Genomic DNA, 25492 nt, shown 5'->3' with positions numbered 1-25492 from the left:
CTGGATTGAGATTTTGAAATATATTCAATGACACGATCTGTTTTAATATTAATGGTTTATAATCCATCATTAAAGGTAAAAACTCATGCAAACAAGAAAATATAACAGAAACGAAGTCATTGTTTTTTGTAAAACTACCGACACGTATGGTGGTCTTTCTAATATGGCCGCCGGTTATAGCTTGAATATTAACGGGGTAATTATCCCATCTGCAGAACACCTATATCAGGCCTGTAAGTTCCCTGATTTTCCAAACATCCAGGAGGCTATCATTTCTGAACTTAGTCCAGTAACTGCTAAGATAATAAGCAGGAAGAACAATCATTTTGCCCGGACAGATTGGAAAAGTATCAGGGTTCAAGTAATGCGCTGGATTTTAGAGGTGAAATTATCCCAGAACTGGGATACATTTTCTCAGTTATTGCTGCAGACAGATAATAAGCCTATCGTGGAGTTATCTTATAAAGATACCTTTTGGGGGGCCACTCTGGCTGGAAATAGTCTTTTGGGAATTAATGCATTAGGAAGGTTATTAATGGATGTCAGAGACAAGGACGTTAAAACAAACAGTTATCAGGCTTGCGTTGATCCCCTTTCCGTAACAGCATTCCTGCTGTATGGATATGACATAGGCCTTGTTTGCAATGATTCGTTTGATGAAGAATATACTTTGTCAAAAGCCTTGTTAGATCACCACTGATTATATTACAAAGGGCCCACTGATATTATCAGCGGGCCCTTTGTAATATAGCGTTTACTTTTTCCCCTTCCCGCTCCTCCAGCAATCCGCTACATGATCATCCACCATTCCTACTGCCTGCATGTACGCATAGCAAATAGTAGAGCCTACAAACTTAAAACCCCGTTTCAACAGGTCCTTGCTCATGGCATCGGAGATTGCTGTTTTGGCAGGTACTTCCGCCATGGTTTTAACGTGGTTGTGAATGGGCTGGTGGTTGACAAATGACCAGATATACTGATCAAAACTGCCGAATTCTTTTTGAATAGCGAGAAAAGCTTTTGCGTTGCCAATAACGGAGTTTATTTTAAGGCGATTGCGGATGATGCCCTCATTGAGCATAAGTTGCTCCACCTTTTTTTCGTCGTACTTCGCTATTTTTTTAGCATCCCAGTTACTGAATGCTTTGCGGTAGTTTTCTCTTTTGGTGAGCACGGTGTACCAGCTAAGTCCCGCCTGGGCCCCTTCCAGGCAAAGCATCTCGAACAGGTGGGTGTCGTCATGATTGGGAGTGCCCCATTCCTGGTCGTGGTAGTCCTGGTAAAGCTTGTCTTTACCTGCCCAACCGCAGCGTATTTTTTCTACAGTTCCCATTCTCCTATAATTTGATGTACTTTTTCTTTATAGGACTCAAGGTCGGTAATAGTTTGATTAATGAAGCTATTATTTTCCAGGCTGCCCACTACTGCATTCATTTCGTTTTCACTTTCGTAGGCAAGGCGGCGGAAAGGATTTTTGTAATCTTTTTCGCGGGAGCGTTTTATTTGTATCGTGATCCACTCCATGGTGCGGGAGGTTTCATTCATCCACTCTGCCAGCAGGGCGGGCGTTAAATCTTTCAGTGATACTTCTTTGATGTCCAGCAGGGCGGCGATAGCATGTTGCAGCTTATCGGCGGCATAGTCGTTGCCTATTTCTTCATACGCGGTATGTAACTGTGGCCAGCTGCTGATTTTATTCTTCTTGATCTTCGATTTGAGCAGGGTCACGGTATCAGCTTTCATCAATTGTCCACCGATATTCAACCATTCGCCCCGTTTCGCGGTTTTAGCAACTGCCTGTAAAGCCAGGAAGGACGGCTTGTTGGCTGCCAGGATATTTTTGATACCGTAGAGTACAATCATCTCCCGGAATACCAGGTAAGCGCGGTGTACCTTGAGCAGCTGTACTTCACGGGAACTGTTCTCAAAGCCGGTAGTGAGGATATGCAGCCTGGATACTTCTTCCTGGTGGTGCAGTAATAGCTCTTTCCCTTTTTTACGTATATCCTTTTCCGTTAGTTCCTTTTTAGGTGCATTTTCCGGGAGGGCATACCAGGCCTTCCCGGTAGCTATTTCCATGATCGCTAACGCCTGGAACATTTCCTCTACGGAGTCGGGTGCCAGGTAATCGTATTCAATGAGTTGCACTTTATCGGTACGTTTGTCACGGTCTACATACTTCCAGGAATTGCGGGCAATGGCATACATGTTATGGAGAAACCAATAACCAGGGATTATTTTGAGCCGGTTATCATGTTCGTCATTTACCACCAGGCTGAACGGAATGGGGATATTCAGTTCAGACATATAATTGCCTTTGGAGATCAGTGTGAAGGTGGCAAATTTAGAGTTGTGTTTCAGGCTCACACAGAGTCCCGGCCAGAATCCCCTGCCGGCAATGATTTCGCCGTCAGCCCCGCGGGAGTTATGGTTGGAGCCAATGGTGGCGCCGGCTGCCATATTGCTTTGCCCCATGATCAGCGCCGCGCAAAGGAACGAGTTATTATGGTGTTGTTCGTGTGCCGGGAAAATCAATGAGTTCAGTACTTCGCAGCAGGAAATAGTGGCATTGTTACCAAGGTAGGAGTTGATCAGCCGTGCGCCATACTTGAGCTGGGAATGGGAGGCCATCACAAAGCGAACGGCCTTAACGCCGTAGAATACACGGCATCCATAGCCTACCACACCGTTTACCATTTCGCAGCCTTCTCCTATCTGGGAGGAGGCGTCGGCGCTGCTGTTGATAGTGAGATTTTTTAACTTGTTGGCTCCTTTCAGGTAGGCATCCGTACCAATGGTCACGTCTTTGATCATCTTACAATTCTTGATCACGGTACGATCTCCTACCATGCCGTAATAACCTCGCTTTTTATCGAATTGCTTTTCGGTAAAGTTTTTAAACTGCTGTTGCAAGGCATCATCGTCACGGTAGCGGGTCCACAGGTAAGCATCTCCGGGCAGCATGCCATCGAAAGGCATCACGCTTCTTCCGCCATTTTCGTTGCAGAGCTCCATCCAGATGCGACCATTTTCATTTTCCCCTTCTTTCAAAATACCATTCCCGAATTTGGCATAGTCGGTGGTAGCCATTTCATTTACATTGGCTACAATAACTTCGTTGCCCAGTATATAATGCGAAAGATAGTTGACGTTATGTACTACCACGTTGTCGCCAAAATCGCAGGCGCAGATGGTGCTGTTGTACAGTCCTACCGGCATGCGGAGGTTATGAAACTCCAGGTAGTAAGGCTCCAGCTTACCGATACGTACCATGCCAAAGAAATGGCAATGTTGTACCAGTTGCGGGTTAAATTCATCGGAAACAAATATGATGTTCCAGTCGTCTGAAGTGTTGTCGTTACGTACCAGTGCTTCTACTTCATAAGCGGTCAGCTTACGGTACTGGTCTTTCCGGCTCCATTGCTCGTTACGTAAATAATATTCGTCTTTGCCTTTTGGCAACGTGGTTTCAATAAAATTATACCCCAGTTCGGAAAGGGGTTTTTTCTGGATGTTATTCATGGATATAACTTTTAAGAGCTGGTGGCCATTGACTGTCCGCTTCCAACATACCCGGTGAAAATGGATATGTTGAAAGACGGCCAGCAATGATCAGCAGCAGTTATTCTACTGTCACGGATTTTGCAAGGTTCCTGGGTTTATCAACGTCCAGTCCTTTTAATACGCCTATATGATAAGCCAGTAATTGTAATGGTATTACAGAAATGATAGGGGCTACCATTTCATCGGCAGCAGGCACAAAGATCACATCATCTGCCATAGGCGGAATGGTTTGGTCGCCTTCGGTAACTACAGCGATCACCTTGCCTTTGCGTGCTTTTATTTCCTGGATGTTCGACACTACTTTTTCGTAGTAGCTGTCTTTGGTAGCAACTATTACTACCGGCAGCTGTTCATCTACCAGGGCTATAGGACCATGCTTCATTTCTGCTGCAGGGTATCCTTCCGCGTGGATGTAAGAAATTTCTTTCAGTTTGAGGGCACCTTCCAGGGCTACCGGGAAATTGTATCCACGTCCCAGGTAAAGGAAGTCGCGGGCATCTTTATACTTATCGGCTATCTGTTTCACCTGGTCGTCCAGTTTCAGTGCCACGGCCACTTTTTCCGGGATCTGATCCAGTTCGTCCAGCAGGTGTTGAAAACGCTGAAGCGTGATGGTGCCTTTGTCAGCCGCCAGTTTCAGGCCTACCAGGCAAAGTACGGCCAGCTGGGCGGTAAAGGCTTTGGTGCTGGCTACGCCAATTTCAGGGCCTGCATGTGTATAGGCGCCGGCATGTGATAAACGGGCGATGGAAGAACCTACCACATTACATACGCCCAGGATGATAGCGCCTTTTTCTTTAGCGCTTTCTATGGCTACCAGGGTGTCGGCAGTTTCGCCGGATTGTGATACGGCAATGATTACATCGCCTTCGCCTACTACCGGGTTACGGTAACGGAACTCCGACGCATATTCGACTTCCACCGGGATACGGCACAGCTCTTCAATCATATACTCAGCTACCAGCCCGGCGTGCCAGGAGGTACCACAGGCCACGATGATAATGCGTTTGGCATTGCTGAGCACATCGGCATACTCGCGCATACCTCCCATGGTGAGTGTACCGTTTTTGGCATCGAGACGTCCGCGTAAACTATCGAAGATTGTTTGCGGCTGTTCAAATATTTCTTTCAGCATGAAATGATCATAACCGCCTTTTTCAATAGCGGCCAGCTCTATGTCCAGTTGCTGTATGTAAGGTGTTTGCCGTTCATTGGAAATATTTTTCAGGATCAGCTCATCGGCTTTGATGATCGCTATTTCATAGTCATTCACATATACTACTTCTTTCGTATACTCGATAATGGGAGAAGCATCTGATGCCAGGAAATGTTCTCCTTTTCCCACGCCAATAACCAGCGGGCTTCCTTTACGGGCGGCAATCAGGGTATCCGGATTATCTTCATCGATCAATACGATCACGTAAGCGCCTACCACTCTTTTCAAAGCAATGCGCAGGGCTTCTTCGAGTGAACACTGGTTTTGTTTTTTAATCTCTTCAATGAAGTGGAGCAAAACTTCTGTGTCGGTATCGCTGAGAAACGTATGTCCCTGTTTGATCAGTTCCTGTTTTAACTGCACATAGTTTTCGATGATGCCATTGTGGATCATGGCCAGTTTACCATCACCGGATAAATGTGGGTGGGCATTCCGGTCGCAGGGCTCTCCATGGGTGGCCCAACGGGTATGCCCGATAGCGATATGGCTGTGCATATCTTTGCCCGCCACGAATTCTTCCAGGGCGGCCACTTTATCTTTTCTTTTGTATACCTGCAGGCTGCCATTAATGAGGGCTACCCCCGCGCTGTCATAGCCGCGGTATTCCAGTCTTTTGAGGCCTTTTAATACTACCGGATAGGCTTCTCGCTGCCCGATATAAGCTACTATTCCACACATAAGGTTTTTGGATTTGTGCTAAGGTTTATCATTGCAATATCGCATTAATTGTTAAGATCACATCAGGAAATGTGAATATTGTTTAAGTTAAAGATATGGTCTGCGTGCATTCTACGATAGTCCTAAAGTAAAATGAAAAAGGGAGTACGGTGAACGTACCGGAGAAAATTAAGATTCCTTAACATTCGCCATATCATTCACTGTATTCCCTTGCTAATTTTTTACAGAGACAACTAAATAAAAAAAATTAAAATGCCTCTACGGTTTTAAGAGCGTACTCTCAAACAACAAAAGTATTCTTTTATATTCATCTGTCCAGCTGCTGGGAGTAATAAATCCGTGATCTTCTACCGGATATACCGCCAGCTCCCAGTTATTCTTACCTAATTCTATCAATCGTTGCGATAAGCGCACGATATCCTGGAAATGTACATTAGTATCTATCATACCATGACACATCAGCAGTTTACCCTGCAACCCCTCTGCGAAATAAATAGGAGAGGAACGGCGATACGCAATACTGTCTGTAAATGGTTCATTCAATATATTGCTGGTATAACCGTGGTTATAATGCGCCCAGTCGGTAACAGAACGCAATGCCGCACCAGCTGCAAAGGTGCCGGGTTGGGTAAACATGGCCATGAGCGTCATAAAGCCACCATAGCTGCCTCCATAAATCCCGATACGCCGCGCATCGACCTGCAATTTTTCTGCCAGATATTTAGCACCATCTACTTCATCGTCCAGGTCTTTGCCGCCCATATGCCGGTAAATACCGGTGCGCCAGTTACGGCCGTAACCCGCGCTGCCACGGTAGTCCATGTCCAGCACGGTGTATCCTTTATCAGTGAGCAGGTTGTGAAACATATATTCCCGGAAATAGTTGCTCCACCATTTGTGCGCATTTTGCAGGTAGCCGGCGCCATGTACAAATATTACCGCGGCTCCATTGTTTTTGGCAGGATCGGGCGTATACAGGCGGGCATATACCGGTTGCTGATCGCGGGCCATAAAAGTGATCACCTGCGGATCGCGCCAGGGATAGGATTTGAACTCGTCCGATTGCCCCAGGCGGGTTACCTGTACAGGTTGACTACCCGGGCTATTGGGCTGCAGGTATAGCTCCCAGGGCTTGTTGGAATAAGAATACCGGAATGCTAACCACTTGCCATCCGGAGATACCTGCACCTCGTTGGCGCCGGGCAAGGTGGTAATTCTTTCTGCCCTTCCGCCTTGAATGGGCATGCGGTAAAACTGTTTTTCCCCCGGGTGTACTTCGTTGGTGGTGAGATAGAAATACTTTTTATCGGGCGATAGCTGCGCGTCCTGTATCTCATATTGTCCGCTGGTCAGTTGCTTCACGTCACCGTTGTTCACGTTTACGGTGTACAGGTGGGAATAGCCGGTGGTTTCCGACTGGAACCAGGCGGTGTTTTCGTCTATCCAGCCAATGTTGCCATTGCCCCAGTCGATACCAGGACCACCAATCCAGGCCTCATCCCGCTGCCGGTTCAATGTTTTCAGGGTACCGGTGGCCGCATCCAGCAATACCATCCAGCGATCTTTATTGTCCTGGGAGCGCACTTCTGCGATGGCATGGGTGCCCTGGTCGGACCACCAGGGACCGTTCACCTGTACGTCCCTGACTGCGGGCGTATCCTTTTTCGTATAGTCTTTTACGTAATCCGGTTGATCTTTTATCCCCGGCAGGTCATCAGTTTTAACCGGAAGCACGGTATCGCGTTGCCGGTCGTATACATAGCTTTCATAGCTGCCCTGGGGCGATCCCACTTTATCGCGGGTGGGGATATCGGTGGTATAGCCGCTGGCCGTCACGAATTCGGGAACGATGGTATTGTGTACACCGGTAGGCGCTGTATACAAGGTATAGGTAATGAATCGCCCGTCGGGACTGATACCGATATTATAAAGAGATTTGTTTTGCAGGTACAGGCGGCGCAACGTTGCCGGCTCGTAAGCTTTATTGAAGGCCATGGCAGCGTCTTTCTTAGCCTTGCGGTCGCGTACAACCTGCATCAGCTCCAGTTGCTGGGCTTTCAGCGTTTGTTCTTCCACATTACCCGCTTTGCGCTCGTCGCGGTCAACAGGCTTATTGCCGTTATCAAAGCTGGTCAGCTGGCTGATCAACCCGCCGGTACGGTCCCACGCAAACAGGTCGTTGTTTTGCTGGAATACTACCTGCTTACCACCAAAACTGAACACAGGGCTGGTTTCCGTGGCGGCAGTACTGGTAATACGGGTCACCTTCCCGGTTTTTATCTCCAGTAAATAAATATCTCCCTGGTAGCTATAGGCCAGTAAAGTTTTATCCGTGTTATAGGCGCCGGCGGCCCTGGCCTTGATGAGGGCTCTTTCGGTGGCACCGGTTTTACGGGGCGTGTTGTTCTTTGTGCTGGCATAGTACAGGGAGTCGCTCAACTGTTTATCCGGGTTCCAGTCGAAGTACACAGTTTGGTTGTCGGTACCCCAGAAAACATGATCAGGAGAAGTTCCTATCCATTTCGGATCTCGCATAATCTTTTCTACCGTAAGCGGCCCGGCTTGTTGGGCAAAGGTGCTGTTGGCTGATAAAAAAATAATGGCGGGTATTACCCAATATCTCATAGTGGTTCATTAATTTGTTGGGGAATAAATGTAACAGTTTAATCATAAATTGACATAAGTTTTGGATGGACGTACTGCGGTCATCTGTTTTAAATCCGCTTTATGCGCATAATGCCAATATTGCTTTCCCTCTTGCTGTTGATAGCCTGCCAGCCCAAACAACCGGTGCGGCAACCCATACCGGTAGCGGAAGACACCACATTTTTAACCGGCACTTTTTATATTGTACGGCATGCAGAAGAATGCCCGGGGCCGGACTCTGTACTCACGGCTGCCGGCAACGCCCGGGCAGGTGCTTTGTACAGGCTGCTAAAGGATTCAGGGCTGAATAAAATTTATACCACGCCCTATAGAAGAGCGGTGGCTACGGCCGACAGCCTGCGTATACGGCTGCAGCTCGACACCTGCTTTTACCAGGCCGATACAAGCGGGGAATCTTTTATTTACCAGGTAACCCGGCATGAAGACTGGGGTAAACGTATCCTGGTGGTAGGACATGCCCACACGATCATCCCCCTGCTGCGGAGCCTGAAAGTAAGTCCTGCCAGGGATTCTATCCGGGATACGGAGTACGATAAATTATTTATCGTCAGAAAGAGTAAGGCGGAAACAACACTGAAGGAGATCAGCTTTTGATAAAGAGCCGAAAGCTTTAAGCTTTAAGCTTTCGGCTTTAAGCTTACAATAATATTCCCTTCATAAGGGTATAAGCCACAGAGAAGTAAATCAATAATCCCGTTACGTCTACCAGCGTAGCTACAAAGGGGGCAGAGGAAGTAGCCGGATCGGCCCCGCATTTTTTAAGTACGAGCGGTAGCATCGATCCGGAAAGGGTACCCCATAATACCACGCCTACCAGCGAAATGCCCACCGTAGCGCCAATTAGCACTGTATGAGCGCCATAAGTATGGAACAGGGTATTCCAGAGCAGGATACGTATAAAGCCGATACAGCCTAATACACCGCCCAGTAACAAGCCGGAGAGAATTTCCCTGCGCATCACCCGCCACCAGTCGGTTACGGTAATTTCACCCAGGGCCATGGCCTGTATAATCAGGGTAGAAGCCTGGGAACCGCTGTTACCTCCACTGGAAATAATGAGGGGTACAAACAGTGCCAGCACTACCGCTTTGGCTATTTCGTCTTCAAAAAATCCCATGGCGGTAGCGGTCAGCATCTCCCCGATAAATAATACTACCAGCCAGCCTACACGCTTTTTTACCAGTTTCAGCAAAGGCATATCGAGATAAGGCTCATCCAGGGCCTCGGTACCACCAATCTTTTGGATATCTTCTGTATGTTCTTCGTTGGCGATCCACAGCATGTCATCGATGGTCACAATGCCCAGCAGGATGCCCTGGTCGTCTGCTACGGGCAAGGCTACCCGGTTTTCCATCCGGAACACCTGGATGGCTTCTTCCTGGTCATCGTTGGCATGCAGGGATACAAAGCGGTCGTCCATCAGGGTATGCACTACCGTATCTGTAGATACCAGCAGGAATTCCCGGATCCGGAAGTCATCCAGCAGATGACCTTTTTCATCGATCACATATATTACATCGATCGTTTCACTGTCTTTTCCATATTCCCGGATATAATCCAGTACGCGCTTTACCGTCCACTCTTCCCTGACGGCAATGTAGTCGGGCGTCATAATACGGCCCACACTGTTTTCCTTGTAGCCCAGCAGCGACAGGGTAATGCGTCTTTCTTCGGGATCGAGTAGTTTAATCAGTTCTTTTACCGCCTCGCTAGGCAATTCTTCCAGGAAAGCGGTGCGGTCATCTGCCGGCAATTCATTCATCAGCTCTGCGATCTTAGCGGCCGATAAAGTGCGGATCACGTCTTCCTGCAAGGGAAAATCCAGGATACGGAAAGCCGCTGCCGCTCGGGTGATCGACAGGTTATTGATAATCACATCGGCTTCATCCGGATCTTCGTGAATCAGTTCGGCTATATCCGTTATCAGCTGATCATCCAGGTATACTGACAGCTCGCGGTAATTCTTTTCATCTGTCAGTGTCTGGAATTTTTCCAGTAAAGCTTCATTTTCCATGTACAAATTGCCTCTATTTGCGAAAATAAGTTAAAATAGCACGCTGCCGGGACAGTCGTTATAATAATTCTGATACATGCAGCCGGATATTGCCGCAAATGGAATCCAGGGGCAGGTCGTTGGCATCCCAGCCAAACGGGTCCTCAATTTCTTCTGCGATCAGCTCCAGGCTGGCCAATACAAAGAATACGAATACAATCATGGGCACAATCAGGTAGCCCAGGCTGAATACATATCCAAATGGCATGGACATCACGTAGAAGAATATAAATTTTTTAATAAATGCACTGTAGGAGAAGGGGATCGGGGTATTCCTGATCCGCTCACAGGCGCCGCATACATCTGTGAAGTTCTGTAACTCACTGTTGATCACAATCAGCTGATCGCCGCTGATGTCGCCACTACGGTATAACTCCATGGTTTTGCTGGTGATCTGTAAAGCCAGTTGATTAGGTACATGTTTGTCTGTATTCGCCAGGAAGGCTGCCTGGCCGGGCAGGGCTTCCATTTCGGCGGCTACATAGCTTTTGCGCAAATGGTTTTTGAGGCCGTAGGCAAAATTGGGGATCATTACTTTATAAAACTGCCGGGCTTCGGTATTGCCGGCCGGCAATATGGCCTGTAGCTTCATCGCCAGGTTACGGCTGGAATTGACCAGCGCGCCCCATTGCCGCCTACCTTCCCACCAACGGTCATATGCCGTATTGGTGCGGAATACCAGCAGCAGCGAAATCACAAAACCCAGCAAACCGTGCATGAGGGATATGTTCTTCAACTCGCTGTTGGCCGATAATTTCCATACCGACAACTCCAACCAGGCAATGATGGTGGCATAAACAGCCAGGGCTATAAACATCGGAAACAGCTTTCTCACCGTATCCGCTTTGTGAATACGGAAAATAAACGTAAACCACTCCTTTGGGTTATAATTGATCATATATACAGGTTCATGAAAGACAAAAAAAATATTTTCCGGGCCGCAAACCTAAATTTTTTCAACATGATTTTGATAACTTCTTCGTTTAACTTTACTTTACGTCTTCTTATTATCTGAAATAGCGCTATGATAAAGCCGTACTTGTACATTGATAAATCGAAGGGCAGAGGCAGAGGAGTATATACTACCGAAAATATTCCGGCTGGAACAAGAATAGAAACATCCCCCGTACTTGTTCTCTCTAACAGCGATACCGACATTGTGGACCAGACCAGGCTCCATAATTATATCTTTCTCTGGGGACCCAAAGAAACCAAATCCTGCGTGGCACTGGGCTTTTGCTCCATCTATAACCACGACTACCACCCTAACTGTGAGTATGAAATGGATTTTTCTGAAGAAACCATGAGCATCATCACCCTTCGTGAAATCAAAAAAGGAGAAGAACTTTTTATTAACTATAACGGCGATGTCACCGATACCTCCCCGCTTTGGTTCGACGTAAAAAAGAAACAAAAGGCTAAGTAATTAAAGAAATGCGAAAAAATACCCGCCTGCGGCTTTTTTTCGTATTTCTTTTGTAATATTGTATAAGTGCTTATATAAATTGAATAATATAAGCGCTTATGTAAATAGTAAGATATGTCATTCTATCCATCACTAGGCTATCTCGTCTTTGGCAGCCGGCTTCGCCGGTTGAGCGAATACTTCCTCATGGAAGTAAACAAAGTATATGAACAGGCAGGCATTGCCTTCGACGCCAGCTGGTTCCCGGTATTCTACCTGTTGTCGAAGCAACAGTCCATCCCCATGATCGACATCTCCGAACAGCTGGAAATATCCCATTCCGCCGTCAGCCAGATGGTGACTAACCTGAAAAAGAAAGGACTGCTGAAAACCACTCCCTGCAAAGAGGATGGGCGCCGGCAACTGGTGGCCTTCTCTAAAAAAGGAGAAGAACTGCTGCACCAGATACAACCCATCTGGGAAGCCATTACCAGCGCCATGAATGAACTGGCCATGGAAAATAAACAAAGCCAGCAGGTATTGGCCGCTATTGCACAAATTGAACAGGCCGTGCAGCAAAAACCGTTGTCGGAAAGGATCAAACAACAACTTTAATACATCATACACCAGAAAATCTTCCTAATATGAGTGACATTTTTAAGTATGGTATTGACCAGCTCACCGTTGCCACCGCCATCGACATTGCGGCCGGCAAAGTGAAAGGGATACTGATACCGGAAGTCATCAACCGTGTACAAACCAGCTCCGGGTATGTACAAACCATCGTGGCCCAACATACCACGGTATACGGTATCAACACCGGCTTCGGCCCGCTCTGTGATACCAAAATATCCGAAGAAGATACCCGCGCCCTCCAGTACAACATCCTGCAAAGCCATAGCGTAGGCGTAGGAAGTCCTATCCCGGAAGAAGTGGCCCGCCTCATGCTGATCACCAAAGTGCATGCACTGGCACAAGGCTTTTCAGGTGTGGCATTGTCTACCCTGGAACGGATCATCTGGCATATCGACCACCAGGTAACACCCCTGGTGCCTGAAAAAGGCTCTGTGGGCGCCTCCGGTGACCTGGCGCCATTATCGCACCTCTTCCTTCCACTGATCGGCCTTGGCCTCGTATGGTACAAGGGACAGAAAACCGATACCGCCGCCATGATGCAGCAGGAAGGCATACAACCCATTGTACTGGGCCCAAAAGAAGGACTGGCACTGATCAATGGCACACAGTTCATCTTGTCGTTTGCAGTAAAAGCGGTACAACGCCTGCACAACGCGCTGGAAGCAGCCGATATCATTGGCGCCCTATCCCTCGAAGGACTCATGGGCACCGCCAAACCTTTCGATTCCCGCTTACATGCCATCCGTCCCTTTCCCGGTAACCAGCTGGTAGCACACCGTTTAAAAACATTACTCGACCATTCTGAAATTATGTCATCGCATATAGATTGTGGCCGCGTACAAGACCCTTACTCCCTGCGTTGTATGCCACAGGTACATGGCGCCTCCCGCACTGCCTGGCTGCATCTGCTGGAACTTACTACCATAGAGCTCAATGCCGTTACCGATAACCCGATTATCTTCAGCGCTGAAGATACCATCAGCGGCGGTAACTTCCACGGACAACCCATGGCCCTTCCCCTGGATTACGCTACCGTGGCGGCTGCAGAACTGGGCAATATCTCCGACAGGCGCTGTTATATGATGATCGAAGGAAGGTATGGCCTGCCTAAACTCCTGATCCAGGACGCGGGACTTAACTCTGGTTTCATGATTCCTCAATACACCACCGCTGCCCTGGTAACAGAAAACAAAACGCTCTGTTTCCCTGCCAGCGCCGATAGCGTACCCACCTCCCTGGGCCAGGAAGATCATGTATCCATGGGGTCTATCAGTGGACGAAAACTCAACCAGGTGATCGATAACCTGGAATACATACTGGCCATAGAACTGCTGTATGCCGCACAGGCAGTGGATTTCCGCCGGCCACTGAAATCAGGCCCTGTACTGGAAGCCGTACATCGCTATACCCGCGAACAGGTAACGTTTGCCACAAAGGACCGCGTCTTCGCTAACGATATTGCCGCCCTCCATCATATCATCACCAATCAATCGCTGGTACGCGTAGCCAATGAAGCCGCCGCCAGTCATCAACTTAACTTAAACGGAGTTTACAATGACCAGTTTGGACTTTATTAAGACCTACGCAGCCCACCCGCATTACAAGGCGCCCCGCGGTACGCAGCTGCACGCCAGATCCTGGCAAACAGAAGCGCCCTTGCGCATGTTGCTCAATAACCTGGATGCTGAAGTTGCCGAAAACCCCGATGAACTGGTGGTATACGGCGGTATAGGCCAGGCAGCCCGCAACCGCGAAGCCCTGCAGAAAATTATTGAATCCCTGCTGGTACTGGACGACAATCACTCCCTGTTGGTGCAGTCCGGGAAGCCAGTAGGTATTGTACGCACCCACCCGCAGGCCCCACGTGTAATGCTGGCCAACAGCAACCTGGTTCCCAAATGGGCTACCTGGGAGCATTTCAACGAGTTAAGAGCCAAAGGCCTGATGATGTATGGGCAAATGACTGCGGGTAGCTGGATCTATATTGGCACCCAGGGCATCTTACAAGGTACCTATGAGACCTTTATGGAATGCGGCCGTCAGCATTTCAACGGCAGCCTGTCCGGTAAACTACTGGTTACTGCCGGCATTGGCGGTATGGGTGGCGCACAGCCCCTCGCCGCTACCATGGCGGGCGCGGTGTTCATCGGTGCCGACATCGATCCTACCCGTATCCAGAAAAGACTGGATACCCGCTATATTGATCGCATGACGTATTCCTATGAAGAAGCCATCCAATGGGCCAAAGAGGCCCAGGCCAAAGGACAGGCGCTCTCCATCGGCCTGGTAAGCGATGCTGGTGATATGCTGGAAAGAATGCTGAAAGACAATATCATCCCCGATATCCTTACCGACCAAACTTCCGCCCATGACCCGCTGAATGGTTATATACCCAATGGCATGACATTGGCGGCTGCATTGGAACTCCGTAAACAAGACCCGGCCAGGTACCGCGAATTATCGCTGAAAAGCATGGCCCGTCACGTTGGCTTTATGCTGCAATTACAACAGAAAGGCGCCATTACTTTCGACTATGGCAACAACCTGCGCGAGTTTGCCAGGGAGGGAGGAGAGCCTAATGCCTTTAATTTCCCCGGCTTCACGCCCGCTTATATCCGTCCGTTATTCTGTGAAGGAAAAGGACCTTTCCGCTGGGTAGCCCTCTCCGGCGACCCGGAAGATATTTATACCACCGATCGCGCACTCATGGAAGCATTCCCTGAAAATACCCACCTGATCAACTGGCTGAAACAAGCCCAGGAAAAGGTGGCCTTCCAGGGCCTTCCCGCCCGCATTTGCTGGCTGGGCCTGGGTGAACGCGAAAAGGCCGGCCTTATTTTTAATGAGCTGGTAAGAACAGGAAAAGTGAAAGCGCCCATTGTTATTGGTCGCGATCACCTCGACTGTGGCTCCGTAGCATCCCCCAACCGGGAAACAGAAGCTATGCTTGACGGCTCCGATGCTGTGAGCGACTGGACATTACTCAACCTCATGGCCAATACCGGCGGAGGCGCTACCTGGGTATCTTTCCACCACGGCGGCGGCGTGGGCATGGGGTATTCTCAGCACGCCGGGATGGTAGTACTGGCCGATGGTACAGATCGCGCTGCCGCCTGCCTGAGCCGCGTACTGTTCAATGATCCAGCCCTGGGGATTTACCGCCACGCAGATGCCGGTTATGAAAAAGCACAGGAATGGGGAAGAAAGTTTGAAATTTATTAAAAAAGCAAAAAAGCTGAAAGCAGAAAGCATAAAGCCGATGGCGCGATATTCGCATTAATCATTCGCACCAATGGCTTTATGCTTTATGCTCAAAAAATAAACCATGAAAACATTACTCGGTCCTTTCGCCCAAATATTGCCCATGACAGATCTGTCGCTGAAGGGCACCCTACAGGATGAGCAGCTCAAGGTGATAGAAAAAGGAGGCGTGGTGGTGGAAAACGGTGACATTGTTGCGGTAGCAGATTATAAGTCGCTCCTGCAACGATATCCCGACAGTGAAATTGCTTTTATAGATACGCCCATGGTATTACTCCCCGGGTTTATCGATTGCCATACCCATATCTGTTATGACGGCACCCGCAGCCGCGATTATGCCATGCGCATTGCCGGGAAAAGTTACCTGGACATTGCCCGCGCTGGTGGCGGTATCTGGGATTCGGTGACCAAAACGCGTGTAGCCGACCTCGTTACCCTCACCGAAAATACGGTGGCCCGGGCCAATCGTCATTTAAAAGAAGGCGTTACCACCATTGAAGTGAAAAGCGGCTACGGCCTCAATGAAGAGAGTGAGCTAAAAATGCTGCGGGCCATCCAGCAGGCATCGCTGTATACAAAAGCTACGCTGGTGCCTACCTGCCTGGCCGCGCATATGAAGCCCCGTGATTACAACGACTCGGAAGAAGCTTACCTGCAATGGATCTTACAGGAGCTATTGCCCATACTGAAACAGGAACAACTGACCCAACGGGTGGATATTTTTATTGAAGAAACGGCTTTTTCTGCCACTGCTGCTGCCTCCTTTTTGAAGAAGGCTATGCAGCAAGGCTTTGCGGCCACCGTGCATGCCGATCAGTTCAGCGCAGGCGGCGCCGCAGCAGCCGTCAACGCCGGTGCTTTATCTGCCGATCATCTTGAAGCCAGCACAGAAAAAGAAATCGCTTTACTGGCAAATTCTGATACGGTTGCAGTAGTTTTGCCGGGTGCTTCGCTGGGACTGGGCATGCCCTATGCGCCGGCCCGTAAGTTGCTGAACGCCGGCGCCTGTGTTGCTATTGCTAGCGACTGGAACCCCGGATCAGCGCCGATGGGCGACTTGCTGGTGCAAGCCGCCGTGATGAGCGCCGCAGAGAAATTGTCCACAGCAGAAGTACTGGCCGCATTGACCCTGAGAGCCGCCCCGGCCCTGCAGTTACGTAATGCCGGTCAACTGATACCCGGCTTTATGGCCGACTTACAGGCTTATCCAACCGCTGATTACAGGGATATCCTCTATTATCAGGGTAAGATGAAACCTGCTATGGTGTGGAAAAAAGGAGAACTAGTATCAATATGATAACAAAGGAAAGCTATCAGCCTATCGCAGCAAATACCTGGACAGGCCGCACCGACGGTACCGAACCGGATTTGCTGCGCTGGCACCAGGTAATAAAAGTAACTGACCTGCTGCAGGAACCATTGCCCGCATTATTACCCGGACAGAAAGGCATTGCCTTGCTGGGGTTTGCCTGTGATGAAGGCGTTCGCCGTAACAAAGGCAGAGTAGGAGCCGCAGAAGGACCTGCGGCATTACGCAAAGCCATCGCCGGTTTCCCGGTTCACTTCAACGCACAAACGATATTGCTGGATGCAGGAGATATCGTATGTGTAAACGGAGAGCTGGAAAATGCACAAACCGTACTCCGCGAAGCCGTTCAAACGATACTTCTTGCCGGCTACCTCCCGGTACTGCTGGGTGGCGGACATGAAATTACGTATGGTCATGCCAGTGGTATACGCCAGTTTATAGCACCGCAACAGGTAGGATTCATCAACTTCGACGCACATTTCGATATCCGTATTCCTGATGAACAGGGCGCCAGCTCTGGCACCGGATTCTGGCAGCTGGCACAGGATTGCAAACAGGCCGGAACGCCTTTTCATTACCTGGCTCTCGGTATACAGAAACTGGGCAATACCCGGCAGCTGTTCAATATCGCCGGGGAAGAGGAAGCCACCTATGTGAGCGCAGATGCTTTCCACCTGAATGATAAAGACACCCTGTTTGCAGCCATTCAACATTTTCTCAGCCAGGTAGATAAAGTGTACCTCACTACCTGTTTGGACGTATTTGCCGCTCCTTTTGCACCAGGCGTGAGCGCTACCGCCTATAACGGCATTATGCCGGGAGGACTGTTCCTCCAATGCTATCGCAAAATATTACAGAGTGGAAAGGTGGCAGGGGTCGATATTGCGGAACTGAATCCTTCACTGGATATCGACAACCGCACGGCCAAATTGGGGGCTGCCCTCATTTTTGAAACCGTGATGGCCTATTGTGAAGAGTTTAGTTTTTAGCCGCTAGTAGCTGATTTCCATCAACGTTTTTATTTGTTTGGAACACTGCAGCAGCTGGGCTTTGGTATCTGCCTTTAGTCGTAACTGTAGTTGCCGTACCGGTTCGGGCAATGCTATTTTTTCTTTCCTTAGTTGGGTAATGGTATGGCCTACAAACAACGACAATTCGCTGGTGTCGTGCCATTGCCCCAGCAATTCACCCGCCTTACCGGCATGTTTGGTCAATGTGTCGGTGTACGTGCTAGGTAGTACTTCAGCCAGTATGGTCAGCTGGTAATACAGCGATTTTACCTGCTTTCTTACCTCATGCCATGCTGCATGATGTACGCTGCCTGCGGGTAAAATAATCTCCTGATGCTGCCGGTAGAGATATTGCCGCAGCGCCTCGGTAGCGGCAGTTTTATCCATTTCTTCAATAGCCTTGCTGAAGCGTTCAGGCAGGGTTTCCAGCTTTTTCAATGAAGTATGCTGGATAGTGGCCTGTAGCAGGTCAATAGCAGTGGTATGTTTCTTTTGTAACAATAAATGTGCAAACGAAAAGCGCCAGGCTACTTTCTTCTCGTAGAGGCGTAGGTGCTTTTCCTGTAGATGTGCATCCCTGGAAGCCCCGCCCACAGCCTGGATCAGCCTTGCGGCATGCAGGTGTTTCCCTGCACCGAAAGAATAGTCCGGCAATTGTTTGGCAAGCGCAAAAAATGCCCGGAGCTTTTTTACGCCCACCCGGAGCTGGTGTACGGCATCTGCATCTCCTGGTGTTTGTTGCAGGGTGTCATACGCCGATATCACCGTATCGCACGCTTTACGCAAATACTGATATAATGCGGTAAGTAACATGCTTACTAAAGTTAACATAAAATCCGCCGCGATCCCGGGAAATTCAATATTTTTGCCCAAAATTGTTATGTTATGCAACTAATCCCCAAAGTGGCAGCAGCATTGCTGTTATCTGTATTGTGCCTTCCCGCGGCAGCACAGAAAATTAAGCTGGTAGACGGTGATCCGTCCGTATTAAAAGACCAGAAAGAACTCAATGTCGAATTTACGTATGATCACCTGTCTGTTGGTAAAGACAGCGAGGAAGATTATGTGCAGAAGAAAACAGCTGAGTACAATAAGAAGGAGCCAGGTAAAGGCGATACCTGGGCCAAAGCATGGGTAGCCGACCGCGCTTCCCGCTATGAGCCTAAGTTTGATGAGTTGTTTAATGACAACGGAGACATCAAGGCCGGCAGCTTCCCCAATGCGAAGTATACCCTGATCTTTCACACCACTTTCATAGAGCCGGGATTTAATGTAGGCGTGGCCCGCAAAAACTCCTACATTGATGCGGAAGTGCTTATCGTGGAAACAACCAACAAGGGTAAAACCCTGGCAAAAATATCGGTAGACAATGCCCCTGGCCGTATGATGGGATTCGATTTCGATACCGGTATGCGTATCACAGAGTCGTATGCGGTAGCCGGAAAGAAACTGGCTAAGTTCCTGGGTAAATAATCAATACGCCACGCCACGCCGGCGTGGCGTATCTCTTTTAGAATACAATTGTTTTATTGCCGTGTAGCAATACCCGGTTTTCCACATGTGCCTTTACCGCCCGGGTCAGCACCTGGCGTTCAATATCGCGTCCCAGCATTACCAGGTCTTCCACGGTATGTTTATGGCTTACCCTGGCTACATCCTGCTCTATAATAGGCCCTTCGTCCAGTTCATTGGTTACATAGTGCGCAGTAGCGCCAATCAGTTTAACACCTCTCGTATAGGCGTTGAGGTAAGGCCGCGCGCCGGCAAATGCAGGCAAAAAAGAGTGATGGATGTTGATAATCCGTTGCGGATACCTGCCTACAAATTCCGGGGATAATATCTGCATGTACCTGGCCAGTACTGTAAAATCGATCGCATGCTCTTCCAGTAAACGAATGGCCGCTTGTTCCTGTGCTGCTTTATTATCAGGATTTACCGGGAGATAGTGAAACGGAATCCCCATCGCGCTGCAATCATTTTCCAGTTTAGTGTGATTGGAGATCACCAACGGAATTTCTACAGGCAACTCCCCACTTTTCCATCTCCATAATAATTCCAGCAAACAGTGATCATAGGCAGATACAAGGATAGCCATGCGTTTGCGCTGATCGCTATAATCTATCTTCCATTCCATATGCAGCGGCGTAGCTACTTCTTCCTGGAAAGTGGCTTCCAGCCTGGCTTTGTCCAGCTCGTCCAACTGGAATTCCATACGCATGAAAAATAAACCCTCCCTTGGATCTGTGCTGTGTTGGCTCGCATCAAGTATATTTGCACCGGATTGGTAAAGAAACCGGGATACCCCGGCAACAATACCGGGCCTGTCGGGACAACAGATCAACAGGCAGGCGGTGATAGGTGTAGTGTGTTTTGACATATAGTTACCAAAATAATAATATTAATACAATCTCCCTTGAAAAAGATAGGACTCATGTCAGATACCCATAGTTACCTGCACCCACAGGTATTCAAATACTTTGAAGAAGTAGATGAAATCTGGCATGCCGGAGACATTGGTAATGTAGAGCTGGCAGATAAACTGGAAGCCTTTAAACCATTTAGGGCCGTTTTCGGCAATATCGACGGTGCGGATATCCGTATACGTTATCCGGAAATATTACGTTTTAACCTGGAAGAAGTAGAGGTGATGATGACACATATTGGCGGCTACCCGGGAAAATATGCCCCCGGCGTAAGAGAAATATTGAAGAAGCATCCGCCGAAACTCTTTATCTGCGGGCATTCACATATTTTGAAAGTAATGCCCGATCCGGCCCTGCATTTGTTACACATGAACCCGGGCGCCTGCGGCCAGCAGGGCTGGCACAAAGTGAAAACATTATTGCGCTTTCAGCTGGACAGCGGCAATATTCAACAACTGGAAGTGATTGAATTGCCCTGATCATCGTTCTCTTAACCTGCAACTTTATGACGCATCGTATTTTGTTATGCCTGATGATAACTCTTTGTACGGGGACCGTGGCAACACAGGCCCAGGGCAGGTTTCTCCGTTGGCTGAAAACAGACAATGACTCTTCGTATATCGATGAACATACAGAAGACATCACCTTCCGCTTATATGGTTCCCGTAAATTTACCAAGTACGATATTGCCGACCGGAAGCAAAACAAACATATCCTGTACCGGCCCAATACCCCCTTCAACATTGGTTTTGGCGCCAACTACCGTTTTATCGGCATCAACCTCGGATTTAATCTGCCATTTATCAACCGGCATAATGATAAGTTCGGAGAAACAAAATATATCGATCTGCAATCGCATATTTACCTGCGGAAACTGGTAATAGATTTTTACGGCCAATCTTATAAGGGCTATTATATTGCCAATGCCCAGGGAGTGTTTGGTAAAGAGTATGCCCAGCAGCATCCTTATCCCCAACGCCCCGATATTAAGAACCTCGGTTTAGGGCTGAATGCCCAGTATATCTTCAACGATAAACGCTTTTCCTACCGGGCTTCCAACTTGCAAAACGAATATCAGAAAAAGAGCGCCGGCTCTTTCCTGCTGGGAGGTGAATTCTTCGTGGGCAGGGTAAAAGGCGATTCCTCCCTGATACCCTCCAATATGGTAGATACCCTGTTTTTGCGGGATGAACATTACTACAAAACCGGTATTTCATCCTTGGCGGCCAATGCGGGGTATGCCTATACTTTTGTGCTGAAACAGCATTTCTTTTTATCTATGTCGCTCACAGCGGGCCTGGGAGGCAATATCACCACCTTATACCTGGAAAACGGGGAGGTAAGCCGTAAGGGTGGCATTCAATTCAGTAATACCGTGCGTGCGTCTATTGGTTATAATTCCAACCGGTATTTTGCCGGGATACATTATGTGGGCATGTCTATACGTAGTGGTATGTCTATTCCCCACACTTATCAAACTTTTGGTACCGGCAATTTCAGGGTAAGCCTGGTACGCCGCTTTGCCCTGAAGAAGCCGGTCTGGAATTAGCTCTGTGCCGGTGTAATCCACTTGGTACCTGCCGGCGGCTGGTATTGTTCCAGCTTTGATAACAGCTCATCGATGTTGCTGCTGCATAGCAACATATCCCGGTTAGCAACGCTGAGGAAACCCTGTTGGCTCATGTGATGGGATAAGGCAATCAGGCTATCATAAAAGCCGTTGACATTGAGCAGGCCGATTGGCTTTTTATGCAGACCCAGTTGTCCCCAGGTCAGTACTTCAAATAATTCTTCCATCGTACCAAATCCGCCAGGCAATGCAATCACCCCGTCGCATAATTCGTTCATCTTCGTTTTGCGCTCATGCATGGTATCTACCAGTATTAATTTGGTGAGACCTGCATGTGCCAGTTCTTTTTGTTGCAGAAAATGAGGTAACACGCCTATCACTTTTCCGCCCGCCTGCAGGGCGCCATCTGCTACAGCTCCCATCAGTCCTACCTTTGCGCCGCCATATACCAGGGTGAGCTGGCGTTGCGCCAGGGCAGCACCCAATAGGGTGGCCTGTTGCAGGTAGGCCGGGTCGTTTCCGCTACTGGAGCCACAAAAAACTACAATACTTTTCATATCATTCAATTATAAAGTGTCTAGTTCCGCCTGGATATTTTGCCGGGCGCGTGTTTCATATAATCCCCTAAAGGCAGGTGTATGATAAATAGCCGGCGCCTCCAGGAAACGCCGTAATAATTTTTTCCGGCCGGGTTTATACGCCAGGTCAGGATAGATGAGGTATTCGGTTCTGATTTGCCTGGCATATTCCTGGTACACCTCAGGAGCTGTACCCAGTATAGCCAGGTCGAAATCCAGGAAATAGTCCAGGTCGGTGTTGTTCAGGGTATTGATATGTGTTTTGGTAGCCAGGATAAACTCGCTGACCATCCTGATTTTTTCTGCCGGGTAATGTAGTTGTTGGAGGTATCGTTCTGCTGCCCCCGCACTTTGTTCTTCGTTATCTTTAAACAGGATATTATATTCCATATCATGAAAGAAGATGGCAAATAATACGGCTTCCGGATCGCTGATGGCCGTTTTGTGCGTTTCCAGCAAAGATATTAGCTGACGAAGATGGGTAAGATTGTGATACGTCCGCTGGGAGCTGTCATACATCCCGGTCAGGTATTCAAATTTATAATCCACCAGCGAGGTGTCTGTGGTCAGGGGCAGGTGCAATTGGGTCCAATGGGTCTTTAAATCGTTATCGGTAAGCATAGTCAGGTGTGTTTTGGAGGCACAATTTAAAGGAAAAAATGCCGTAAAAAATAAGCGAGGCTGTATCATGTTACTGATACAGCCTCGCCATGGTATGATAAAGCGTTAATTATGCTTTCTTAGCTGCCTGTGCACGGATCACGTTCAGGGCGCCACCTGCTTTAAACCACTCAATCTGTTGTTCATTGTAAGTGTGGTTTACCGGGAATTGTTCTGTGCTGCCGTCTTTATGATGAAGCTCAACAGTCAGTTGCTTACCAGGAGCAAAGGTAGTCAGACCCAGGATATCGATGGTATCATCTTCCTGGATTTTATCGTAGTCTTCTTTGTTAGCGAAAGTCAGACCCAGCATACCTTGCTTTTTCAGGTTGGTTTCGTGGATACGGGCAAAAGATTTTACCAGGATAGCACGAACACCGAGGTGACGTGGCTCCATCGCAGCGTGTTCGCGGCTGGAACCTTCACCATAGTTTTCATCACCCACTACAACAGCACCCAGACCAGCTGCTTTGTAAGCACGCATGGTAGCTGGAACCGCACCGTATTCGCCAGTCAGCTCATTCTTAACGGTATCAGTTTTGTCGTTGAATGCGTTTACCGCACCAATCAGCATGTTGTTGGAGATGTTATCCAGGTGACCGCGGTATTTCAACCATGGACCCGCCATAGAGATATGGTCGGTAGTACATTTACCTTTTGCTTTGATCAGCAGTTTCAGACCTTTCAGATCAGTTCCTTCCCAGGCTGCGAATGGAGCCAGCAGCTGCAAACGATCGGAAGTAGTAGAAACAATTACCTGAACGCCGCTACCATCTTCAGCAGGAGCCTGGTAACCGGCATCTTCTACTGCAAAACCTTTCACCGGCAGTTCAAAACCTTTGGGTTCATCCAGCTTTACCTGTTCGCCTTTCTTGTTGGTCAGGGTATCAGTCAGCGGGTTGAAAGTCAGGTCACCAGCGATAGCCAGCGCAGTTACGATTTCAGGAGAAGCAACGAATGCGTGGGTAGAAGCGAGACCATCATTTCTTTTCGCGAAGTTACGGTTGAAAGAAGTGATAATAGAGTTCTTACGGTTTGGATCATCGATGTGACGAGCCCATTGACCGATGCAGGGGCCGCAGGCGTTAGCCAGTACCACACCGCCTACTTGTGAAAAAGTATTCAGCAGGCCGTCTCTTTCGATGGTAAAACGAACCAGCTCAGAACCTGGTGTGATAGTATATTCAGATTTCATATCCAGTCCTTTGTCGATGGCCTGTTGAGCCAGGGATGCAGAACGGGAGATATCTTCGTAAGAAGAGTTGGTGCAGGAACCGATCAGGGCTACTTCCAGTTTCTCAGGCCAGTTGTTTTCTTTCACTGCCTGTGCAAACTTGGAAATAGGCCATGCCAGATCCGGGGTGAAAGGACCATTTACATAAGGTTCCAGTTCATCCAGGTTGATTTCGATTACCTGGTCGTAGTATTTAGCAGGATCAGTGTACACTTCAGCATCCGGACGCAGGTGTTCTTTTACCGCATCAGCTGCTGCAGCTACTTCCGCTCTGCTGGTCAGTTTCAGGTAGTCTGCCATTTTCTGGTCGTAAGCGAACAGGGAGCAGGTTGCACCAATTTCAGCACCCATGTTACAAATGGTAGCTTTACCGGTTGCGCTGAAGGAATCAGCACCTTCACCGAAGTATTCAACGATAGCACCGGTACCGCCTTTTACAGTCAGGATACCTGCTACTTTCAGGATAATATCTTTTGCAGAAGTCCAACCACTCATTTTGCCGGTCAGTTTCACACCGATCAGCTTTGGCATTTTCAGCTCCCAGGGCAAACCAGCCATCACGTCTACCGCGTCGGCACCGCCCACGCCAATAGCCACCATACCCAAACCACCTGCGTTAGGGGTGTGGGAGTCGGTACCAATCATCATACCGCCGGGGAATGCATAGTTTTCCAGTACCACCTGGTGGATGATACCAGCACCTGGTTTCCAGAAACCAATACCGTATTTGTCAGAGATAGAAGAAAGGAATGCGTAAACTTCTTTGTTTGTATCGTTAGCAGTCGCCAGATCTTGAACAGCGCCTACTTTAGCTTGTATCAGGTGATCACAGTGTACTGTTGACGGAACCGCAACTTTGTCACGACCTGCGGTCATGAACTGGAGCAACGCCATCTGGGCCGTCGCATCTTGCATCGCTACACGGTCTGGAGCAAAATCTACATAGGATTTGCCTCTTTCAAAAGGTGTAGAAGTAGGTGCGGATAAGTGTGCGTATAAAATCTTTTCGGCCAGGGTGAGCGGACGACCTAACATTTTCCGGGTCGCTTCCACTTTACCCGGTAATGCCGCATACACTCCTTTAATCATGTCAATATCAAACACCATGATAAAAAAAAATTTAAGAGCGGTTAAAAATTGGTTGCAAAATTACACTAAAAACAACAAGTTTTTAAATTAAATACTTAAGAGATACCCACTGTGTATAAACATTCCGTACCGGTATGGG

At 48.5% G+C, this 25492-nt stretch carries 22 protein-coding genes; 11 read left to right on the top strand and 11 right to left on the bottom strand.

Annotated elements, in window-relative coordinates; all coding sequences use genetic code 11:
- The first annotated feature begins 85 nt into the window (after positions 1 to 85).
- Positions 86 to 700 carry an NADAR family protein gene (locus tag HGH91_RS15005; RefSeq protein WP_168739456.1) on the top strand — a complete coding sequence of 205 codons (615 nt, stop codon included), beginning with the start codon at positions 86 to 88 and terminating at the stop codon, positions 698 to 700.
- Between the two features lie 54 nt (positions 701 to 754).
- On the opposite strand, the gene HGH91_RS15000 is transcribed toward HGH91_RS15005, so the two are convergent.
- The 4 genes from HGH91_RS15000 to HGH91_RS14985 all read right to left on the bottom strand — a co-directional run bounded on the left by HGH91_RS15000 (position 755) and on the right by HGH91_RS14985 (position 8083).
- On the bottom strand, positions 755 to 1333 hold the full coding sequence (locus HGH91_RS15000; protein ID WP_168739454.1) for a DNA-3-methyladenine glycosylase I: 579 nt from the start codon (positions 1331 to 1333) through the stop codon (positions 755 to 757).
- Complete coding sequence (locus tag HGH91_RS14995) at positions 1321 to 3522, bottom strand: DUF4954 family protein (protein ID WP_168739452.1); 2202 nt, start codon at positions 3520 to 3522, stop codon at positions 1321 to 1323. The genes HGH91_RS15000 and HGH91_RS14995 overlap by 13 nt, the downstream gene beginning before the upstream one ends.
- Positions 3523 to 3622: 100 nt before the next feature.
- Positions 3623 to 5458 (bottom strand): glutamine--fructose-6-phosphate transaminase (isomerizing), encoded by a 1836-nt coding sequence (gene glmS, locus HGH91_RS14990; RefSeq protein WP_168739450.1) that lies wholly within the window; start codon positions 5456 to 5458, stop codon positions 3623 to 3625.
- Between the two features lie 258 nt (positions 5459 to 5716).
- Positions 5717 to 8083, bottom strand: coding sequence for a S9 family peptidase (locus tag HGH91_RS14985; protein WP_168739448.1), 2367 nt, complete (start codon positions 8081 to 8083; stop codon positions 5717 to 5719).
- 102 nt (positions 8084 to 8185) lie between these two features.
- Between HGH91_RS14985 and HGH91_RS14980 the strand changes: the two genes are divergently transcribed.
- On the top strand, positions 8186 to 8719 hold the full coding sequence (locus HGH91_RS14980) for a histidine phosphatase family protein (RefSeq protein ID WP_168739446.1): 534 nt from the start codon (positions 8186 to 8188) through the stop codon (positions 8717 to 8719).
- A 43-nt stretch (positions 8720 to 8762) separates the two neighbouring features.
- Here the strand turns inward: HGH91_RS14980 and mgtE are convergent, their stop codons facing one another.
- Both mgtE and HGH91_RS14970 read right to left on the bottom strand, forming a co-directional pair.
- Positions 8763 to 10139: a magnesium transporter gene (mgtE, locus tag HGH91_RS14975; RefSeq protein WP_168739444.1), complete on the bottom strand. Its 1377-nt coding sequence runs from the start codon at positions 10137 to 10139 to the stop codon at positions 8763 to 8765.
- A gap of 58 nt (positions 10140 to 10197) precedes the next feature.
- Positions 10198 to 11076, bottom strand: coding sequence for a bestrophin family protein (locus HGH91_RS14970; protein ID WP_168739442.1), 879 nt, complete (start codon positions 11074 to 11076; stop codon positions 10198 to 10200).
- A 126-nt stretch (positions 11077 to 11202) separates the two neighbouring features.
- Here HGH91_RS14970 and HGH91_RS14965 point away from each other — a divergent pair, with 126 nt between their 5' ends.
- The 6 genes from HGH91_RS14965 (at position 11203) to hutG (ending at position 17778) form a co-directional block, all read left to right on the top strand.
- Complete coding sequence (locus tag HGH91_RS14965) at positions 11203 to 11604, top strand: SET domain-containing protein (RefSeq protein WP_168739440.1); 402 nt, start codon at positions 11203 to 11205, stop codon at positions 11602 to 11604.
- 114 nt (positions 11605 to 11718) lie between these two features.
- Positions 11719 to 12198: a MarR family winged helix-turn-helix transcriptional regulator gene (locus tag HGH91_RS14960; protein WP_145671450.1), complete on the top strand. Its 480-nt coding sequence runs from the start codon at positions 11719 to 11721 to the stop codon at positions 12196 to 12198.
- 29 nt (positions 12199 to 12227) lie between these two features.
- On the top strand, positions 12228 to 13796 hold the full coding sequence (gene hutH / locus HGH91_RS14955) for a histidine ammonia-lyase (protein ID WP_168739438.1): 1569 nt from the start codon (positions 12228 to 12230) through the stop codon (positions 13794 to 13796).
- Positions 13774 to 15441, top strand: coding sequence for a urocanate hydratase (gene hutU, locus HGH91_RS14950; protein WP_168739436.1), 1668 nt, complete (start codon positions 13774 to 13776; stop codon positions 15439 to 15441). Before hutH ends, hutU begins: the two co-directional genes overlap by 23 nt.
- A gap of 103 nt (positions 15442 to 15544) precedes the next feature.
- On the top strand, positions 15545 to 16777 hold the full coding sequence (gene hutI / locus HGH91_RS14945; protein WP_168739434.1) for an imidazolonepropionase: 1233 nt from the start codon (positions 15545 to 15547) through the stop codon (positions 16775 to 16777).
- A complete protein-coding gene (gene hutG / locus HGH91_RS14940; protein ID WP_168739432.1) occupies positions 16774 to 17778 on the top strand; it encodes a formimidoylglutamase in 1005 nt (334 codons plus the stop codon). Before hutI ends, hutG begins: the two co-directional genes overlap by 4 nt.
- Positions 17779 to 17781: 3 nt before the next feature.
- On the opposite strand, the gene HGH91_RS14935 is transcribed toward hutG, so the two are convergent.
- Positions 17782 to 18612 carry a CHAD domain-containing protein gene (locus tag HGH91_RS14935; RefSeq protein ID WP_168739430.1) on the bottom strand — a complete coding sequence of 277 codons (831 nt, stop codon included), beginning with the start codon at positions 18610 to 18612 and terminating at the stop codon, positions 17782 to 17784.
- A 72-nt stretch (positions 18613 to 18684) separates the two neighbouring features.
- Between HGH91_RS14935 and HGH91_RS14930 the strand changes: the two genes are divergently transcribed.
- Positions 18685 to 19272, top strand: coding sequence for a hypothetical protein (locus HGH91_RS14930; RefSeq protein ID WP_168739428.1), 588 nt, complete (start codon positions 18685 to 18687; stop codon positions 19270 to 19272).
- 37 nt (positions 19273 to 19309) lie between these two features.
- Here the strand turns inward: HGH91_RS14930 and purU are convergent, their stop codons facing one another.
- Positions 19310 to 20176 (bottom strand): formyltetrahydrofolate deformylase, encoded by an 867-nt coding sequence (purU, locus tag HGH91_RS14925; protein ID WP_168739426.1) that lies wholly within the window; start codon positions 20174 to 20176, stop codon positions 19310 to 19312.
- A 36-nt stretch (positions 20177 to 20212) separates the two neighbouring features.
- Here purU and HGH91_RS14920 point away from each other — a divergent pair, with 36 nt between their 5' ends.
- Positions 20213 to 20701, top strand: a complete 489-nt coding sequence (locus HGH91_RS14920; RefSeq protein WP_168739424.1) for a metallophosphoesterase family protein — start codon at positions 20213 to 20215, stop codon at positions 20699 to 20701.
- Between the two features lie 26 nt (positions 20702 to 20727).
- Positions 20728 to 21771, top strand: coding sequence for a DUF4421 domain-containing protein (locus HGH91_RS14915; RefSeq protein WP_168739422.1), 1044 nt, complete (start codon positions 20728 to 20730; stop codon positions 21769 to 21771).
- Here the strand turns inward: HGH91_RS14915 and HGH91_RS14910 are convergent.
- The 3 genes from HGH91_RS14910 to HGH91_RS14900 all read right to left on the bottom strand — a co-directional run bounded on the left by HGH91_RS14910 (position 21768) and on the right by HGH91_RS14900 (position 25371).
- Complete coding sequence (locus HGH91_RS14910) at positions 21768 to 22349, bottom strand: TIGR00730 family Rossman fold protein (protein WP_168739420.1); 582 nt, start codon at positions 22347 to 22349, stop codon at positions 21768 to 21770. The genes HGH91_RS14915 and HGH91_RS14910 overlap by 4 nt on opposite strands.
- A gap of 9 nt (positions 22350 to 22358) precedes the next feature.
- Complete coding sequence (locus tag HGH91_RS14905; protein WP_168739417.1) at positions 22359 to 22991, bottom strand: hypothetical protein; 633 nt, start codon at positions 22989 to 22991, stop codon at positions 22359 to 22361.
- Positions 22992 to 23100: 109 nt separating this feature from the next.
- Positions 23101 to 25371, bottom strand: coding sequence for an aconitate hydratase (locus HGH91_RS14900; RefSeq protein ID WP_168739415.1), 2271 nt, complete (start codon positions 25369 to 25371; stop codon positions 23101 to 23103).
- Positions 25372 to 25492: the final 121 nt, after the last annotated feature.

Source organism: Chitinophaga eiseniae (assembly GCF_012641265.1).
GTDB lineage: Bacteria > Bacteroidota > Bacteroidia > Chitinophagales > Chitinophagaceae > Chitinophaga > Chitinophaga eiseniae_A.
This window is presented reverse-complemented; position numbering and strand designations above follow the sequence as displayed.